This is a genomic window from Fulvimarina thalattae (genome assembly GCF_040239565.1).
Taxonomy (GTDB): Bacteria; Pseudomonadota; Alphaproteobacteria; order Rhizobiales; family Rhizobiaceae; genus Fulvimarina.
In genome coordinates this window covers 1-15,969 of record NZ_JBEHWS010000005.1, presented here as the reverse complement: position 1 = coordinate 15,969, position 15,969 = coordinate 1, and the positions used below count along the sequence as shown (strand labels likewise).

The window sequence follows — 15,969 nt, the reverse complement described above, 5'->3', positions numbered from 1 at the left end:
GCCGGACGTGGAAACGACCACTGCGCGGTCTGTCTGCAATGGCTGACCGAACGCAATATCCCTGGCAAAAACTTGCCCTGAAAATTTTTATGAGACTCATCCGCGATGCAACTTGCTTATTTTCGGTTGTGCCTTGAAGGTTCTTCTGAGTAGCAATACCGAATAACGGCTTGTCCCATTCTCAGATTTGTGGTTCTATTGTGACGGGGCGGAAAGTGGTGAGTTCTCATGCGAGTACCATTTCCGGGATCGCCCGATTATTTTCGGGGTCTTTTAGCATATTCTTCTTTCGATCAATGGGGATGGCAGACATTCATTGATGATCTGCAGTCTCGCTTCGAGGGGCTTCAAGTCGTCATCGAGTCCCTACCGCTGCCGGCGGGTTATCTTTTAAATTCAGTGGTTGCCGAGGCAAATTCTTCGCACGGGCCGAACTGTGCACCGGCAGGCGAATCTCTGTCGCTATTTCGTTTCGACGAAGAAAATCCGCACGAATGCAGGATCGAACTCGAATGCGATGGTGCTGACGGACGGCTTCACAGGCTTTCTCTTTTCTTCCAGCCGCGACTTAGAGACACCCACCGCCCGCCGCTGACCGCGCTCTTCACGAGGATCCGGGGCGAGGTCGAGGACGCTCTTCGCGCAAAAGACGACATGTTCAGCATGTCGGATGGCGCCAAGGCGCGATTGGAGAGCTTGTGGAGCAATCTCCCTTTCGGCGTCGCCCTGATGACTGATCGCGGAAAGCTATTGGCGATGAATCTCGAAATGGACGAGACGCTCTGCCACCGAGGCAGCTTTTTGCCGCTCTGCGGTGGAGATTTTGCATCCGCTTTGGGAAGGCGGTCTCGCCGGCACCTCGATGATGCGATCGAATGTGCTCTCGGCACCGGCTTGGGTGAAGTACGTCAGCCGGCTTCTTTCGCGGTGGGCGAGACGCGATTTGCACTGCGAAGGGTCAATGGGGGTGCCGACCGTGACACCGACGATCAGACGTCGCTATTCGTGTTGACCGCCCAGGAACAACGACCGGAGCTCCTGCTTCGGGTGTAGATAGTGGCTCAGCGCTTTTTGCCGCTGGAACTTCGGTCGCTGCGGGGAGTGCGGTCATCAGGCGTCTGTGGTGAGCCAGCGGCGGCTGCGAATTTGAAAGTCCTCAGGCGAAATCAGGCGAATTCGCGCTGTTCGTGCTTGCTGCAGTTATTATGAAAAAGCACGCGGCAAGCGCATTGCCGCGTGCTTTCGACATCAGTCGGCAATCATTTTGATCACCAGAATTCGCGCGAAAACGCCGATATAAATTTCCGCGATCAGCCCGTTCGCCGCACTCAACCTCGCGGTGCGAGAACCATCATCATCTGGCGGCCCTCAAGCTTGGGCTCGGCCTCGACTTTCGAAATCTCGTTGGTCTCTTCGCGAACGCGATTGAGCAGTCGCATTCCAAGTTCTTGGTGAGCCATCTCACGTCCCCGGAAGCGCAGCGTCACCTTGACCTTGTCGCCATCGTCGAAGAAGCGCCGGACGGCTTTCATCTTCGTCTCGTAATCGTGGTCGTCGATGTTCGGCCGCATCTTAACTTCCTTGACCTCAATGGTCTTCTGGCGCTTGCGCGCCTCAGCGGCCTTCTTCTGGTTTTCGTATTTCAGCTTACCGAGATCGAGAATTTTGCAAACGGGCGGGTTCGCGTTCGGAACGATCTCCACGAGGTCGAGCCCGGCTTCTTCTGCAAGCGCCAGTGCCTCCTCAGTCGGAGTCTGTCCGCGATTTTCCCCTTCGGAATCGATAAGCTGAACCGCGGGAACACGGATTTCCCGGTTCGAGCGTGGCCCTTCCTTCTGGGCCGGCGGTGCACGGAATGGTCTGCGAATGGTCGTTGTCTCCGTATCGTTGTCGAAAGCGTGCGTTACCGGGTCAAAGTGGTCCGAAGACGCGAAAGTTCCCCGTGAAAGCGCAGATGTCTCCGGCGTGACCCACCAAGATCATGCGCGGTTATCCATCAACTTAACATGGAACGAGTTCGTTTGCACCCTGTCCTCGCGCTGGATAGACGACGGAAAGGCGTGAAACTGTCCCGAAAATGGGCTTCGCCCACGAACTTGCAGTTCTTCGGCTGCGCAGTGCAATTTTACTCTTGACTGCGAAGCCTAAAATGTCGAGACACGCGCCATCGGTCGAGCGCATGATTTCGTGACTGAGCGTAGACGGTTCCGCGACGCGGATGGTCAGCTGTGACGGAATTTCAAAATGTTCCAGGCCCGATGGTCAACCAGACCAGACGCTGCCGTAGCTCAGGGGTAGAGCACTCCCTTGGTAAGGGAGAGGCCGAGAGTTCAAATCTCTCCGGCAGCACCATTTCCAGCAACATTTATTTCGGCGAGTGGCCCCAGTTCGAGCGATTTTGCGCTGTATCGATTGTCGCTTTCGTCATTGGCGCAGCTAAGCCGAGCAACGCTGGCAGTCGGCTTGAGCTGTGACATTCAGGAACCAGTGTCCCTTCGCACATGACCGCGCCTCAAGGGCGCAGCAGCTTAGCGGCTTACTGTTCTGTGCGAAGTGCGATCGCTTGGCGAACCCAGCCATCCTGCTCGATTCGGCCGCGTTCGCAGCCCAGCGCATTCTCTACCCAAAGGGCTTGAGGCGCTGTCCAGCCAGCAATCTGTTCGAGATGGAACACACCGAGATCGTAGAGGAGACGCTCAAGCGAAGGACCGATTCCGTCGATTCGTGTCAGCGAGTCGGGGGACATGCCTTCGCGTGGATTGGCCAGCAATTGCGGCTCTTCGCCCACCGCTACCGTTCCACTCAGCTGGGCATCGTCGAACTGGGCTTTCGCCGATGTATCGCGTTGGCTGTCAGGCATTGGCATGGAGATCGCCGACTGGTCGAGTTCGCCGGGTGCGGAGCGATTGCCCTTCTCGAGGCGAATTACATCGACGCTGATCGTGCTTCCGCCAAAACTTGCGAACTTCGCCTTGCCGGTTGGCGGAGCGCTCTTGCCCGGCTTGATTTTCGGCGTCCAGGTCGAGTGCATGGCCTTGATGCGCTGACGCTCTGCCTCGCGTTCGGCCTCGGATTTTGAGAGTTGCCGATAGTCCAAGGTGCGGAAATCGTGGCGGTAGGCATGGGCCTTGTGCTTGTTTTCGAGAGGGTCGTCCTGGACGACCTCGCCGCTCGTCACCTTGGACTTGAGGGAATTGATGAGCTTCTGATCCGCTACCGGCCCTGGATCCCAGTCATTCGAAGCGGGAGCTGCTCCGATTCGACCCGTCTTTGGTGTGTTGCCGTCGTCGGAATTCGCCATGGGAGCCCTCGCTGAAGATCCGGTTCCTGATGTGTCCGCCGCAAGTTCGGTTGATTGAGGATTTGCGTGCGGTGCAGCATCTTCGAATTCAGTTATAGCTTCCGTCAGGCGCGACGGCAAACGACGCACTGCCAGCCTGTCGAACCGGCGTATCGAGGTGCATACAGTGGTCGGGCGACCGTCAATGAACCAACGCAAAGAAAAAGGGCCCGGCCGAAGCCGAGCCCTTTTCCGATTGCTTCTCTAATCGAGAGATTAGAAGTTCCGCTGGAAGCGGAGGAAGCCGGCAGTCTGGTCGATTTCGTCGTCGACGAAGCCATTCTGACCGTTGCCGTCGAAATCGTAGTTCGAGTACGACACTTCGGCGAGCATGTCGAAGTTGTTCGTGATCTCGTAGCCAACGTTACCGACGAGCTTGTAGTAGTCGGCTTCTCCGCGATTGACTGCAAAAACAGTGTTCGGGGACTCTACCGTGTCGAAGGTTTCACCGAAGGAACCCGAAACCGCAACGCCGAGCTTACCGAAGCTCTGTGCGTATGCTGCACCGACCTGCCACTCAACCGGAATACCACCGAAGCCGTTGTTCAGACGGTTGATCTGGGTCGCCGAGTTGGAGAACAGACCCTGCGACATATAGGTCGTCGGATCAAAAGCATAGCCGCCTTCGAACTTCAACTCAGAGTCGGCAGCGATGAGGTCTTTGAAGGAAGCATTCGCCTTGATAGCAAACGCGTCTTCGCTAAGCTGCGGTCCGGCGAATGGGAAAAGCGGGAAAGCGGTTCCGTTAGCAAACGGTACGGATTCTTCATAAACGCCATAAAGGTTGAAGGAGCCGAAGCCACCAGAATAACCCAACTTACCGACAACGTTCGGACCGAAGTCACCGCTCTGATCGTCTTCGAGCGAGATCGTAGCAGCAAGGCCGCCCGCAGCGAAGGTGTAGGACACGCGGTTGACTTCGAAATCGCCGAGCGCGTGATCCGTGTCCGTCAGAAGGGCATCGCCCTCAGTCCAGAGCGTGTCAAGGTAACCCATGGTGAGGCCGCCGAGCTGGATGTAGGCGTAATCAGCGTCGAATGCGCCGTCATCACCGTAACCACCGTTACCGATGGAATTGTTTTCGAGCGCTGCGGTTGCACGGAGCGTGCCAAGCTCGGTCTCTTCACGCGCATCGATGGTGATGGTTACCTCGGTGTACGAACCAGCGGTGTAGTCGTCACCTTCGTTGTTGAAGTTGAAGTCTTGGCCGAAGCTGTTTTCAACCGGGCCCTGGACGCCATACTCGAAGCGAACGAAGCCGCCGATCTTGAGGCACGTCTCGGTGCCCGGGATGTAATGGAAGCCGGTGCCGTAGACGTCGCAGATGCGAACGTATTCGGTGGGCTCAGCCATCGGTACGATAACGTCCGCAGCGCGGGCGCCGGAAACTGCGACGAGGGCCGCAGCGGAGCCGAGAAGAAGGCTCTTGATGTTCATGTCCTGACCTCCAGTCATATTTTTGATGGGTTGGGGCATATCCTTGAGAGTTTTCTCTCTACCCGTCCCTGCGAAAGCCGGCGCGATTTGTCCCCGCGGTCTTTCTGATGACGACAATATCCATCCAGACCATCGGCGCAATTACAGAAATGCCACACCAAGCCCAAACCGGCTGTGGGGACACACCCTGTTGCAGGGAAAACACGAAAAATGAAACGACTTGTTAACTCTTGTGGCAACAAAGCGCTGAAAAGACGTCGAAATTTCAATCGAAGCCGGTCAATCGGGGCTGCAGACGTTTTTTACAAGCCCGACAACGCGGATGTTTCGATTGATGAAGGAACGTCCAGCGGAGCAATTTGCGTGTTTTTTGCGGTTGCATCCGGGAATGGCTTTTAGCGCCTGCTCTGAAATCGCGATCAAGCGGAGGACCCATCCTGTCGGTGCGTATCCTCTCCGTTGATCACGCAACTTCGGGCCGAAATTGCCCCGATCATCTCTGAAGAGTCAGAAGGTCCGGAAAAAAACGAGCACTTGGCACAGAACGACCACCACGGTCAGGACGAGCCGCAGACGCCCGAACCACTGCGGAAGCTTGCGACGGCGAACCGAATTGAGATCCCAGCCGCCGTGCGCCGCGAAGCAGATCGCAAAGCCCGCAAAAACATAAGGGGAGGGAATGAGGACGAGCACCCAACCGGCGAGCGAGGGAACGACCGAGAGAATCAGCTCCCGCTTTTGATGGTGTGAAGCCGGCCGCATGCCCAGCCCCCATCTGATGCCTCCGAGAAAAGAGAGGATTGCTGCGGAGTAGGCCGTAAACGCTAGCGTAACTGTGCCGAAGGCGATCGTCGAAGTTCCACCATAGGCGAGAAGGCCAGCCAGAAATACGAAAGGGAGGAGACCGCCCAGACCGAGAATCCATGCCGTCCGCACGGGTGGATCGGCCTGTGCTTGACCCGTGGTCCGGACCTGCGTGTCCTCGGTCGTTGTCGGTGATCGAGACATGGTCGGATAAATTCGTCCCGTATCCTTCAGTTTCAAGGCTTCATTTCACGATCGAAATGTCGGTCGACGGATAAAAACGTGAACCCGCCGCGCCGAGGGACCGGCTTCAATCTCGATGGATGGTGGTTCACTGGCTCGTCAGGATGCCAGAAAATCTAGAACCGCCGATTTGAACACCTTGTCTCCGACGGCGAGCATGTGATCGCGGTTCGGAATACTCAGCGCCCGCGCCCGGGGCATGAGTTCGGCCAGTTTGTCCGGCGACCCGGCGATATCGTCCCTTGATCCGACGCCGATGAGCGTGGGGATGTCGATTGCCCGAACGTCTTCTTCTGTGAGTTCCTCGCGCGAATGGGCGATGCAGGCCGCAAGCGCTTCCCTATCGCTGTTCGTCCGGTCAGCAAATGCTCGAAACATCTGTCCGCGCGCATCTTTCACATCGTCGATCGACGGAGCCCGCAAAGCTTTCGCGATCGGGTCCCAATCTCCAACGCCGGAAACCAATCCGTAGCCCAGTCCGCCGAGAATCAATTTTTCGATGACGCCGGGTCGGCCGAGCGCAGCAAACGCGCTGACCCGTGCGCCCATCGAATAGCCAAAGAAAACGGCCGATCTAATCTCAAGGTGGTCGAGAAGGCCAAAAGCGTCTTCAGCCATCTTCGTAGGCGTGTAGGCCGCCTCATCGGTCGGCTTGTCGCTCCCTCCATGGCCACGATGGTCGAAGGCAATCGCCCGATATCCGGCCTTGGTAAGAGTTTCTATCCAACCCGGATCGGTCCAGTTGAATTTGATCGACGAGGCAAAGCCATGAATCAGCAGAACAGCCTGCCCATCCGAAGGACCCTCGTCGACGAAGTTCAATGCGAGACCGTCGCGATGAAATGTTGGCAAGCGATCAACCCCCTATCGAAAAAGCCCGGCTCGTCTCGCCGGGCTTAGCACGTTCATCCGCTCGGATGCAGACTGTACCTCTGCTGTCCTCAGTATTTTCCGATGACCCAGATCGCGTGGATGATGCCGGGGATGAAGCCCAGGAATGTCAGAATAATGTTGATCCAGAAATGCTTGCCGAGTCCGACCTGTAGAAAGACGCCGAGCGGGGGAAGGATGATCGCGCAGATGATCCTGATAATATCCATGGTGAGCCTGCTCCTTTAGAAGATTGACCTATTGATCGAGGCAACGTGGCCTGGGCTGCGACGTTCCGTGTCGGAGAGCCGCGTATTTCATCAAGTCGGTGTCTGGTTACAGGTCTCGGGATGGCAGCGAGTGATTGGGAGAGGTGTGCCTTTCGCCGATAGGCAGGCTTCTTTCTCCCGTCGGCTGCCTAAGTTCCGTTCCTATCGTGTGACAATCGACGAGCGACCACCATGGACAGGAACAGAGAATGAGCTTCACCAATTTCGCGGTTGCCGGATCGATCCTCTTCGCTCTGGCGGCCCCGGTCGCAGCATTCGCGCAAGGCGACAATTACTTCGAACGGTATGGCGGTGATTGGGAAGGCGGAGGCCGTGTGCAGGTGGAGAAGTTGCCGAAGCCGGTCAACGTTTCCTGCGAGGCGGAAGGCACCGTTGAAAGCGAGACGCAGTTCAAGCTCGGGGGAACCTGCTCCGCAATGCTGGTTCTCAGCAATGATATCGGTGCAGAATTGGTGCTCGACACGCAGACGGGACAATATACCGGCGTCTATACGGGTTCTGAAAGCGGACCTGCCAAACTGGTCGGCACGCGCAACGGTGACCGGCTCGATCTCGAAGTGACCTGGAACAAGGTCATCTATGACGACGACACCGCCCGGATGACGATCACGAACGAAGGAAACGGATCATTCCTGATGGAAGTGACCGAACAGATCGAGGGGGAGGACGTGGTTGTATCGGATCTCACCTTCGAACAGCAGGGACGTGAGTAGGCTTCGGCGCAACGGCGCTGGCTGCTGCTCGTCATGCGTATAAAAAGAAGGCGCTCCACCGTGGTGGAACGCCTTTGAAAAATTGTCTTTGTGCCGACGGGCAGAATCTTACTGGGCCGTCTCGGAGCCGCCACTCTTTGCAGCGTTCTGAGCATCTTCGAACTTCTTGCGACGATCCTCCGCCTGCTTCTGAAGCGCATCGTTGAGTTCGCGCTGGCGCGAAGCGATCTCTGAGGCGTCGGTCGGGTCGCCTTCATAGGCAGCCGTAAAGCCGGAGAGAGTGATCGGCACCGGGTTGGGCTGGCGCTGGAAGTTGATCGAGGTGACGTTCATCTCCTGGCCGCGCTTCATGCGGCTGACCAGCTGGTCGGTCAGTTCGGCTTCAGCGATGCAGCGGTCCTGGAAGCACACCGAATAGTTCAATGTCACGGGGCTCCCATCGTCGATCTTCACCTGGACGCCCGCTGGAATCACACGCCCGGTCGGAACGACCGCCTGAACCACCTTCTGATTGACCTTGCCCGAAACCTCGATGAGATTCATCGCGGTGATCAGCTGACGGGTGTCGGCAACCAGCGTGAACTGGGTGTTGCAGATGTCGTTCTCGCCCTGCTTCGAGCAGACCTTGAACCACTCACCCGGAACCGTCTGGATGCCTTGACCGCCACCACCGCCGGGCGCGCGCTGCTGTTGTGCCTGTGCTCCGCCGGCGAGTGTTGCGGCGCCAATGAAAGCGGCGGCAATCGTGAGAGACTTAAAATGGCGTTGCATCAATACGAGGCCTCTATTCCTTCAAGCTTGGGCAGATCGGGCTGCGAACGGATCGCGCTCGCCGAATTCCTTAACGGGCCGCTCCGTCTGACGCAAATAAGGCCAATTGAAGACTTACGAGCTCACCGTCGGAACCGACGGTGCAAGGGTCGAGACCTTTCGGAACCCTGCGCCCGACAGTTGATGGAGACTGACTGAATGCGCATGCCTCTCACTGCCGGACTCATCGCGGCGGTTGCTTTTGTAGCCTCGAGTTTGGGTTCGTCCATAGCACGGGCAGAGCCATCCCACGCGATCGCCATGCAGGGCGAGCCAGCGCTGCCGGCGGATTTCGAGCATCTTCCCTTCGTCAATCCGGACGCACCCCAGGGGGGAACGATGCGTTACGGTGTCTATGGCAGTTTCGACAATCTTAATCCCGTCATCGTGCGTGGGGCGCTAACGACCGCGCGCGGCATCTGGTTCGACCGGGAATTCGGAAATCTCGTCTTCGAGCCCTTGATGCAGCGCTCGCCTGACGAGCCCTTCACCATGTACGGCCTGTTGGCCGAGACAGTCGAAACCGATGCGGAACGAACATTCGTCGAGTTTCAGCTCAACCCCGACGCACGCTTTTCAGACGGCAAGCCGGTCCGCGCCGAAGACGTTCTCTTCACTATCGAGATGCTTCGCGAACACGGCCGACCGTTCTATGCCAACTGGCTGCGCCCGGCGACCAAGATCGAGAAGGTCGGCGAGCATGGCGTCCGCTTCACCTTCGACGAGACGGCCGACCGCGAGACGCCGCTTCTGATCTCGGGCCTGCCGGTGCTTCCCGAACACGCCTTCGATCGGGACACGTTCGAACGCACGACCCTTGAGCCCGTGACAGGATCGGGTCCCTACACGATCGAGGATGTGCGACCCGGCCAGCAGATCACATATAAGAAGAACCCGGATTACTGGGGCGCCGACCTGCCGATCAAGCAGGGCTACGACAATTACGAGACGATCGTCATCGATTATTACCGGGACTCGAACGCACAATTCGAAGCCTTCAAGAAGGGCAACAGCTTCGTCTACCTGGAGGGCGATCCGGCGCATTGGCGCACGGCCTACGATTTTCCAGCCGCCAGCGATGGACGTGTCCTCAAGGAGACGTTCGAAACCGGCGCGCCTTCGAACATGCTCGGGTTTGTCTTCAACACCCGCCGCGAAAAGTTCGCTGATCTGAAGGTACGCCGGGCTCTGTCTATGCTGTTCGACTTCGAATGGGCGAACCAGAACCTCTATTACGGCGCCTATCGGCGGACCGCGTCCTTCTTCCAGAACTCCGAACTTTCTTCAGCAGGCATTCCGGCAAGCGAGGCGGAAAAGGCGCTGCTCCAGCCCTATCCAGATGCTGTCTCGCCCGATGTGATGGACGGCACTTACAAGCCGACCGTCTCCGACGGATCGGGCGCCGACCGCGCTGTTCTGCGTGATGCGCTACAGCTCTTGAAGGAGGCGGGCTACGATTTTCAGGGCCGGACACTGGTGGGGACCGATGGCCAGCCGCTGAGCTTCGAGATTCTCACGCAATCGCCGGAGCAGGAGCGCATGGCGCTTGCCTTCAAGCGAACCCTGGGACGCCTCGGTATCGAAGCCTCCATCCGGACGGTCGACGACTCGCAATATCAGGCGCGCAAGACCGCCTATGACTACGACATGATCGTCACCACCTACAGCGCCTCACTCTCGCCGGGAGCCGAACAGGTGAATCGCTGGGGATCCGATTCCCGCAATATCGAAGGCTTCTACAACTATGCTGGGGCCGCCGATCCCGCGATCGACGCGCTGATCAAGGCGATGGTCTCCGCCCGCTCGCGCGAGGATTTCGTCACCGCGGTGCGCGCCTACGACCGCGTCCTCGTCTCAGGCCACTATGTGATCCCGCTCTTCCATCTCCCCGAACAGCGGCTTGCGCGCTGGAATTTCATCAAGCACCCCGATGAAACGCCGCTCTACGGCTACCAGCTTCCGTCTTTCTGGCGCGCGGCGGAATAGACTTGCCGCGCCACAATTTCTGATTCTGAGTGCCTGCCAGGCATTCCCTGGTCGCGGGGAGGGGGCTTCCGTCTCTCTCCCCCTGTACGGGCTCGGGAGCCGTTCTCCGAGCCCGTTTTGCACGATCGCGACATTCCCCACGCCGCCTGACACACAAACCGTTGACATGCCCGCGCGTCCCCGCTTATAGGACCGCTGCACCCGCGGCGTACAGGTGACGCCTGCGGCCTTCTGGTTTGGCGGGGTAGCTCAGTTGGTTAGAGCAGCGGAATCATAATCCGCGTGTCGGGGGTTCAAGTCCCTCTCCCGCTACCATCTCTCGGCACGTTTCCCGAACTATAAAAAAGCCATTGGTTTCAACATCCTAGCCTCGAAAGGGGTGTGGAGGCTTCATCGATGTTCCCATCGTTGTTGCACAGTGCGGCCGAGGTCGGCGTTCGCAAGAACAATGGCCGAACATATGACTCTCCGTCACGGAATCTGATATCTCGTAGTTGTGGCGCGGCGCGAAACTTCGGACAGATCGGCGTGGCACTTCGGACAGATTTTTTGGGGTGGACGTTAGACCGGCGGCACGATTAGCCTTCATCTAACGGCTGAGCGTAGGCGCGAACGTCAGCGACTGTAACGCCAAGTGTCGTATACACCCTCTGAACAACCAGAACTCCGATAAAAATTGGACTCGCCTTGCGAGCGCCTGTGACCTGCCACTGAGTTTTTCCTCCACGTTGGATTAGGGCCTGTTGAGAATCAGGTGGTTCCATCAAGGCTATAGATTTGATTCATTTCTCGCCCGATCTGGAATGCGAGGAGTGACGACCATGGCGAGATTGATGCTTCGAGACGATCAGTGGGCGAAGATGAAGCCGCACTGTCTGGGCAAGAAGAGCGATCCCGGCCGCAGCGGCGACAACAATCGCCTGTTCGTCGAGGCCGTGCTGTGGAAGGCTCGGACAGGCAGCCAGTGGCGCGACCTGCCTGAAGAATTCGGCGAATGGAACACGATCTACAAGCGCTTTGATTACTGGGCTGAACGGGGCGTGTTCGAGAGAATGTTCGAAGCGGTGTCGGACGATCCAGATATGGAATACGCCATGATCGACGCCACCATCGTTCCGGTCCATCGCCACGGACACGGCGCAAAAGGGGGACTCGAAATCAGGCCATCGGCGCATCGAAGGGCGGCTGGACCACCAAGATCCTGGCATTGACCGACGCTTTGGGCAATTTCGTCCGTTTCGAACTCCTGCCCGGCAATCGTTACGACACGATCGGCGTGGCCCCTTTGATCGAGGGGGTGACGTTCAAAGCTCTTCTGGCCGACAAGGCCTTCGACGCCAACTGGATCGTGGAGGAAATGGACGAGCGCGGCACGAAGGTCGTCATCTCCCAGCTGACCTGCCACTGAATCTTCATCCAACAGCGATTAGAGTCTCGTCCGTTTCAGATACGCCGTTGGGCGCTGGTTGAGCAACCGGCGTAGGTGCGGAGCCATCCGATAGCGGAGCGCCGGAGCCGGTTGCGGTGATGGTGCGGGCGAAGTCCGCCGGGGTCTGGTAGCCGAGGGACGAGTGTGGTCGCTGGGTATTGAAATCGCTGACCCAGGCCGCAATCAGCTCACGAGCATGATCGAGGCCAAGGAAGAGGCTTTCGTTCAGAAGCTCGCCCTTATGTAGCAGATGCACCAACGGTGCCGGGCTGCGAAACCGCCAGTGTTGCGACGATAGGTGGTGACAAATGAGGTGGCATTCGTACAGTGAGCGCATGGCTGAGAACCCTGCGCACCTTCGATTGAAATTGGACACTGAACAACCGATCGAGCTATCCGAGTTCGTTGGGTCGTTTACGGCAATCGGTAATCAACTGGAGCGCTACGCCAAAGAGCGCTATCCCGACGCGACCGTAGAAGCGATTACCTATGTCCGAGAGGTCAGGTCTGGCTGTATTGAGGCTGATTTGAGCGCCGTAATCGCATTCGCGGCCGGGCACGCTGTGAACTACATTGACCAGATCGTCTTCCTGGAAGACTTCGTTCGTCGGTGGGGCTCCCGAATAACTGGATTGGCGAGCCGCAAGCGAGAGGATGAACCTAAAACAAGGGCCGACTTTAAAGACTTCTCCAACGCTGTAAAAGCCATCGCAACAGACCCCGCTGCGACACATTCGCTAGAGGCAGCGACTTACGAAGAGCACGGAGAAAGGACGGTTCGGGCGGCATTTAAATTTACCAATAGTGATGCGAATGCCGCCCTAATTACGATTGAAGATAGAAAACGCGAATTGGAAAAAACAGATGGAGCCTCGCACAATCGCGTAATGATGATATTCACGAGATCAGATATTCACGATGCCCAACTTGATAAAAGATCTGGAGAACGCGTTCGGATCGAAGAGATTTCTGACAAAGATTTAGCTATTATGTACAGTTCGGTTTTGGCAGGAGAGAGAATTAAACACGAAATAAGAGAAGCTGCCGACAACGTATATAAAAAGGCGTTTGTGGTTGATGTTAATGTTCGTCACAACGCCAATGGTAAACCCGTTTTGTACGCTGTCACCGAATTTCATGAAATAATTGACCTGCCGGATGACGACTAATCCAGTCTAATTTCGGTTGACCCGATAGCCGCATAGCACGCGGCCATAAACGCCGCCGTGAACTTCCCGCGCGATAGCTTATTGCGCACGTTTACCTCCTTCTCTTCCACTCCGATCTCTTCCAGCTTGTCGACAAGCTGGGCGTAGGTCACGCCCTTTCGCTTTAATTCAGCCTTGAGGATGTTTGCCACGCGGGCCTCATAGTCCGTGCGCTCTGCCATATCCGTATCCACCTAGCGATAAATGTATCGTTAGCGATACGTATGCCCTTGTCTCCAGTACGTCAACGTACTATATACATTACATATGTAATGGAAACGATGACAATGGCCCAGCACTTCCTTCTCTCATCAGCAGCCCGCACCCTTTCTCTCCGCGCCATCTACAAGGCTGGCGAGGAAAAGGCTTATGAGACGTTCAAGGCGATCCGTTGGGCTGAGACTGGCGGCAAGGCTGTTTGCCCGCGCTGTGGCTGCGTCGATACCTACGAGATCACCACCCGCCGCCGCTTCAAGTGCGCGGCCTGTCATCACCAGTTTTCGGTGACGAGCGGCACGATCTTCCATTCCCGCAAGATGGGTTTCGTTGACCTTCTCGCTGCAATCGCTCTGTTCGTGAACGCCGTCAAAGGCGTTTCGGCTCTCCAGATGAGCCGCGACCTCGACTGCCAGTACAAAACGGCTTGGGTGATGTGCCACAAGCTGCGCGAGGCCATGGCGAACGAAACCGCTGGCTTCACGCTTGACGGCGAAGTCGAAATCGACGGTGCCTACTTCGGCGGTCACGTGAAGCCTGAGAACCGCAAGGAAGACCGCAAGGACCGCCGCCTCAAGGAAAACCAGACCGGCACCCGCCGCGTTGTCATTGCCCTTCGCGAGCGCGATGGCCGCACCCTTACCTTCGTTCGCAACTTCGAGCATGAGGGTGTCGAGTTGGCCAAGCAGATGGTTGCCGATGGCGCCAAGATGTATGCCGACGAGGCCACCCATTGGGACGTGCTCAACGCCTTCTTCCCGACCGAGCGCATCAATCACTCGGAAGCCTATTCCGACTTCAACGGCAAGCACACGAACTGGGTGGAAAGCTACTTCTCGCGCCTGCGCCGCATGGTGCGCGACCAGCATCACGGTGTGTCGCACCGCTACCTTCACCAGTACGCTGCCAACGCCGCTTGGTGCGAGGATAACCGCCGTCGCGACAATGGCGCCAACGCTTTCGCGCTGGTCGGCAATGCGGTGCTTTCGCCGATTAGCCGGTCGTGGTGCGGGTATTGGCAGCGGTAGTTATGAATAGACCACATGGTTGCAATCTAGCCATATAACATAGAAGCAATTGCCAATAATAATGCCATGTACCCTTCCGTGTTCGTTTACCGAAACGGAAAACTGCCATGGCTCATATAGTTGGTATTGCTCATTCAAGTGCTCGAATCCGTCAGGCCGGCTTGTACGGGCCCAATCTATACGGTGATTTCGAATTGCGCTTTTAGTTTTCCCAGTAAATTCCGAAACTTTCCATGATGAAAGATCCCTCAACCTTTCCATAAGCGATCGGGTGTACCCATCACGAAATGCCGTAGGGCTCACCTCGTCGTCTGTAGTGAAAAGTTTAAATGAAAAACGAAGAATGTCGTCATCCGGCGCAGACTGTCTTACACCGGAAGCAGATTGTTTCGGAATTGTTCCCTTTTTGACTTTAGGCAAGGGACCGATAATAATCCTTAGTAACTTGTTTTGAAATATAATTGTTGCAAGGCGCATCTTCAGGAATGTCACCCCTAGCATCAAGCCAAGGGCGCTCATGATGCGTCATAATTTCAAGCGCTACCGCCGTTTCTGAACCGAAGACATCGATAATCTCATCCACGTGCGCTTTAAGAGATTCCGAGATTTCCGGGTATTCAATGGACTCGTCGTCAATCGGTCGCCATTTAAGGTCTTTGAATCGATGGTATTGGCTGAGTGCCACCGGCCCGTGGACCCACGCTTGGAAGCCCTCTGACGTGATTTCCGAATCGTACAGCGCCAAATGCCACGCGTCTGCATAAAAAACGAGTTTCTGCAGCTTTAGTGGCGTCAATAGCTCACCACGCTCGCGCGACTCAAAAATTAAGGCGTCGGCAAGTTTAAAAGTTTCTGGAAAACGCTGTTGATCACCGTCGCTCATAGCCAACCATATAATGCTGAATTGTGTTTGACGAGTGATCGCTATGCATCAGGCGGTTCAAAATTGCCCTCCGCGCGTAGCCTTGATGAGAAACCGGCGCTTAAGTCGTTGCCCACACGCACTGCCCACCGCGCTTTTCTAGCATCACGACTGCCTTGCGCCGCTTCGCATGCCGTAGCGCTTGCACCGTCTTGTAGACCACCGAATTTCGCAGCGCAGAATCGGACGGGTCCATGTCCTTTTCGATCATGACGCTCTCAGCAATCTCTCTCGTCGTCATTGGTCCATCAGAGAGAATGCGAGCGGCAATGCCAGCGATCTCGCCCTTGTCGAAGAACCCGCGTCCGGCGATGTAGGCCCGTTGCTTTGCCGTGGCCTTGTCCATCAGGCCGATGGTGGCGTTGATATGGGCGAGGTCGTGCTTGGCCTGAACGATCTGCGCTTCGTATGCCCGGATTGCACCGAGGATTTCACGCTGCTTGCGCTTGAGGCCGGCGAGGACGATGGTGTTATCGGTCATCCCCGCATTATCGTGGATCACCCGCCTTCTTAGCTACAGGAAGGTTGGTGCATCTGCTACATAAGGGCGCAGAAGCTCGTCGCGCATGCGGCCGTTGAAGCTCTCCACAAAGCCATTCTGCATCGGCTTGCCGGGAGTGATGTAGTGCCATTCCACCTTGTGATCCTTCGACCAGGCTAGGATCGCATTCGA

At 56.8% G+C, this 15,969-nt stretch carries 18 protein-coding genes, 2 tRNA genes and 2 pseudogenes; 9 read left to right on the top strand and 13 right to left on the bottom strand.

The genetic code is table 11. From position 1 onward, the window contains the following. Positions 1 to 228: 228 nt before the first annotated feature. Positions 229 to 1,053, top strand: a complete 825-nt coding sequence (locus ABRA89_RS08010; protein WP_349940939.1) for a hypothetical protein — start codon at positions 229 to 231, stop codon at positions 1,051 to 1,053. A gap of 275 nt (positions 1,054 to 1,328) precedes the next feature. Here the strand turns inward: ABRA89_RS08010 and infC are convergent, their stop codons facing one another. Further along, positions 1,329 to 1,868: a translation initiation factor IF-3 gene (gene infC / locus ABRA89_RS08005; protein ID WP_349941207.1), complete on the bottom strand. Its 540-nt coding sequence runs from the start codon at positions 1,866 to 1,868 to the stop codon at positions 1,329 to 1,331. Between the two features lie 409 nt (positions 1,869 to 2,277). On the opposite strand from infC, the gene ABRA89_RS08000 reads away from it, so the two are divergent. Continuing rightward, a tRNA-Thr gene (locus ABRA89_RS08000) sits at positions 2,278 to 2,352 on the top strand. Here ABRA89_RS08000 and ABRA89_RS07995 read toward each other — a convergent pair. The 6 genes from ABRA89_RS07995 to ABRA89_RS07970 all read right to left on the bottom strand — a co-directional run bounded on the left by ABRA89_RS07995 (position 2,331) and on the right by ABRA89_RS07970 (position 6,924). Then, positions 2,331 to 2,477 (bottom strand): hypothetical protein, encoded by a 147-nt coding sequence (locus ABRA89_RS07995; RefSeq protein WP_349940938.1) that lies wholly within the window; start codon positions 2,475 to 2,477, stop codon positions 2,331 to 2,333. The genes ABRA89_RS08000 and ABRA89_RS07995 overlap by 22 nt on opposite strands. Before the next feature lie 59 nt (positions 2,478 to 2,536). Further along, entirely contained in the window at positions 2,537 to 3,301 is a 765-nt protein-coding gene (locus ABRA89_RS07990) for a hypothetical protein (protein WP_349940937.1), read from the bottom strand. 255 nt (positions 3,302 to 3,556) lie between these two features. After that, complete coding sequence (locus tag ABRA89_RS07985; protein WP_349940936.1) at positions 3,557 to 4,777, bottom strand: porin; 1,221 nt, start codon at positions 4,775 to 4,777, stop codon at positions 3,557 to 3,559. Positions 4,778 to 5,284: 507 nt separating this feature from the next. Then, positions 5,285 to 5,785: a DUF3429 domain-containing protein gene (locus ABRA89_RS07980; RefSeq protein WP_349940935.1), complete on the bottom strand. Its 501-nt coding sequence runs from the start codon at positions 5,783 to 5,785 to the stop codon at positions 5,285 to 5,287. A gap of 138 nt (positions 5,786 to 5,923) precedes the next feature. Further along, positions 5,924 to 6,676 carry an alpha/beta fold hydrolase gene (locus ABRA89_RS07975; protein ID WP_349940934.1) on the bottom strand — a complete coding sequence of 251 codons (753 nt, stop codon included), beginning with the start codon at positions 6,674 to 6,676 and terminating at the stop codon, positions 5,924 to 5,926. Positions 6,677 to 6,765: 89 nt separating this feature from the next. Then, positions 6,766 to 6,924 carry a YqaE/Pmp3 family membrane protein gene (locus ABRA89_RS07970; protein ID WP_349940933.1) on the bottom strand — a complete coding sequence of 53 codons (159 nt, stop codon included), beginning with the start codon at positions 6,922 to 6,924 and terminating at the stop codon, positions 6,766 to 6,768. 248 nt (positions 6,925 to 7,172) lie between these two features. Here ABRA89_RS07970 and ABRA89_RS07965 point away from each other — a divergent pair, with 248 nt between their 5' ends. After that, a complete protein-coding gene (locus tag ABRA89_RS07965) occupies positions 7,173 to 7,697 on the top strand; it encodes a hypothetical protein (protein WP_349940932.1) in 525 nt (174 codons plus the stop codon). A 108-nt stretch (positions 7,698 to 7,805) separates the two neighbouring features. On the opposite strand, the gene ABRA89_RS07960 is transcribed toward ABRA89_RS07965, so the two are convergent. After that, a complete protein-coding gene (locus ABRA89_RS07960) occupies positions 7,806 to 8,468 on the bottom strand; it encodes an invasion associated locus B family protein (RefSeq protein WP_349940931.1) in 663 nt (220 codons plus the stop codon). 198 nt (positions 8,469 to 8,666) lie between these two features. On the opposite strand from ABRA89_RS07960, the gene ABRA89_RS07955 reads away from it, so the two are divergent. From ABRA89_RS07955 to ABRA89_RS07940, 4 genes are all read left to right on the top strand, one after another. Continuing rightward, positions 8,667 to 10,493: an extracellular solute-binding protein gene (locus ABRA89_RS07955; RefSeq protein WP_463671266.1), complete on the top strand. Its 1,827-nt coding sequence runs from the start codon at positions 8,667 to 8,669 to the stop codon at positions 10,491 to 10,493. A 238-nt stretch (positions 10,494 to 10,731) separates the two neighbouring features. Continuing rightward, positions 10,732 to 10,808, top strand: a tRNA-Met gene (locus ABRA89_RS07950). Between the two features lie 506 nt (positions 10,809 to 11,314). Beyond that, positions 11,315 to 11,704 (top strand): IS5 family transposase, encoded by a 390-nt coding sequence (locus ABRA89_RS07945; RefSeq protein WP_349940930.1) that lies wholly within the window; start codon positions 11,315 to 11,317, stop codon positions 11,702 to 11,704. After that, positions 11,701 to 11,901: a hypothetical protein gene (locus ABRA89_RS07940; protein WP_349940929.1), complete on the top strand. Its 201-nt coding sequence runs from the start codon at positions 11,701 to 11,703 to the stop codon at positions 11,899 to 11,901. Before ABRA89_RS07945 ends, ABRA89_RS07940 begins: the two co-directional genes overlap by 4 nt. A 4-nt stretch (positions 11,902 to 11,905) precedes the next feature. Here ABRA89_RS07940 and ABRA89_RS07935 read toward each other — a convergent pair. Next, a pseudogene (locus ABRA89_RS07935) lies at positions 11,906 to 12,163 on the bottom strand (integrase core domain-containing protein); the annotation flags it as partial. 94 nt (positions 12,164 to 12,257) lie between these two features. Here ABRA89_RS07935 and ABRA89_RS07930 point away from each other — a divergent pair. Next, complete coding sequence (locus ABRA89_RS07930; RefSeq protein WP_349940928.1) at positions 12,258 to 13,091, top strand: hypothetical protein; 834 nt, start codon at positions 12,258 to 12,260, stop codon at positions 13,089 to 13,091. Here ABRA89_RS07930 and ABRA89_RS07925 read toward each other — a convergent pair. Continuing rightward, the gene (locus tag ABRA89_RS07925; protein ID WP_349940927.1) at positions 13,088 to 13,312 is read right to left on the bottom strand and encodes a DUF6471 domain-containing protein; all 225 of its coding nucleotides are present in this window, start codon (positions 13,310 to 13,312) and stop codon (positions 13,088 to 13,090) included. The genes ABRA89_RS07930 and ABRA89_RS07925 overlap by 4 nt on opposite strands. A 105-nt stretch (positions 13,313 to 13,417) precedes the next feature. Here ABRA89_RS07925 and ABRA89_RS07920 point away from each other — a divergent pair, with 105 nt between their 5' ends. Beyond that, the gene (locus tag ABRA89_RS07920; protein WP_349940926.1) at positions 13,418 to 14,374 is read left to right on the top strand and encodes an IS1595 family transposase; all 957 of its coding nucleotides are present in this window, start codon (positions 13,418 to 13,420) and stop codon (positions 14,372 to 14,374) included. A 412-nt stretch (positions 14,375 to 14,786) separates the two neighbouring features. On the opposite strand, the gene ABRA89_RS07915 is transcribed toward ABRA89_RS07920, so the two are convergent. The 3 genes and pseudogenes from ABRA89_RS07915 to ABRA89_RS07905 form a co-directional block, all read right to left on the bottom strand. Next, positions 14,787 to 15,257, bottom strand: coding sequence for a Panacea domain-containing protein (locus tag ABRA89_RS07915; RefSeq protein ID WP_349940925.1), 471 nt, complete (start codon positions 15,255 to 15,257; stop codon positions 14,787 to 14,789). A 100-nt stretch (positions 15,258 to 15,357) separates the two neighbouring features. Further along, the gene (locus ABRA89_RS07910) at positions 15,358 to 15,777 is read right to left on the bottom strand and encodes a hypothetical protein (protein ID WP_349940924.1); all 420 of its coding nucleotides are present in this window, start codon (positions 15,775 to 15,777) and stop codon (positions 15,358 to 15,360) included. Between the two features lie 69 nt (positions 15,778 to 15,846). Next, positions 15,847 to 15,969 (bottom strand): annotated as a pseudogene (locus tag ABRA89_RS07905) (integrase core domain-containing protein); the annotation flags it as partial.

Bases quoted from the DNA above. Each gene is read 5' to 3' on its own strand.
- ABRA89_RS07970 (WP_349940933.1), bottom strand. From the start codon at position 6,924: ATGGATATTATCAGGATCATCTGCGCGATCATCCTTCCCCCGCTCGGC.
- ABRA89_RS08010 (WP_349940939.1), top strand. From the start codon at position 229: ATGCGAGTACCATTTCCGGGATCGCCCGATTATTTTCGGGGTCTTTTA.
- ABRA89_RS07995 (WP_349940938.1), bottom strand. From the start codon at position 2,477: ATGTCACAGCTCAAGCCGACTGCCAGCGTTGCTCGGCTTAGCTGCGCC.
- ABRA89_RS07985 (WP_349940936.1), bottom strand. From the start codon at position 4,777: ATGAACATCAAGAGCCTTCTTCTCGGCTCCGCTGCGGCCCTCGTCGCA.
- ABRA89_RS07965 (WP_349940932.1), top strand. From the start codon at position 7,173: ATGAGCTTCACCAATTTCGCGGTTGCCGGATCGATCCTCTTCGCTCTG.
- ABRA89_RS07990 (WP_349940937.1), bottom strand. From the start codon at position 3,301: ATGGCGAATTCCGACGACGGCAACACACCAAAGACGGGTCGAATCGGA.
- ABRA89_RS07925 (WP_349940927.1), bottom strand. From the start codon at position 13,312: ATGGCAGAGCGCACGGACTATGAGGCCCGCGTGGCAAACATCCTCAAG.
- ABRA89_RS07920 (WP_349940926.1), top strand. From the start codon at position 13,418: ATGGCCCAGCACTTCCTTCTCTCATCAGCAGCCCGCACCCTTTCTCTC.
- ABRA89_RS07955 (WP_463671266.1), top strand. From the start codon at position 8,667: ATGCGCATGCCTCTCACTGCCGGACTCATCGCGGCGGTTGCTTTTGTA.
- ABRA89_RS07960 (WP_349940931.1), bottom strand. From the start codon at position 8,468: ATGCAACGCCATTTTAAGTCTCTCACGATTGCCGCCGCTTTCATTGGC.
- ABRA89_RS07915 (WP_349940925.1), bottom strand. From the start codon at position 15,257: ATGAGCGACGGTGATCAACAGCGTTTTCCAGAAACTTTTAAACTTGCC.
- ABRA89_RS07910 (WP_349940924.1), bottom strand. From the start codon at position 15,777: ATGACCGATAACACCATCGTCCTCGCCGGCCTCAAGCGCAAGCAGCGT.
- ABRA89_RS07945 (WP_349940930.1), top strand. From the start codon at position 11,315: ATGGCGAGATTGATGCTTCGAGACGATCAGTGGGCGAAGATGAAGCCG.
- ABRA89_RS07930 (WP_349940928.1), top strand. From the start codon at position 12,258: ATGGCTGAGAACCCTGCGCACCTTCGATTGAAATTGGACACTGAACAA.
- ABRA89_RS07980 (WP_349940935.1), bottom strand. From the start codon at position 5,785: ATGTCTCGATCACCGACAACGACCGAGGACACGCAGGTCCGGACCACG.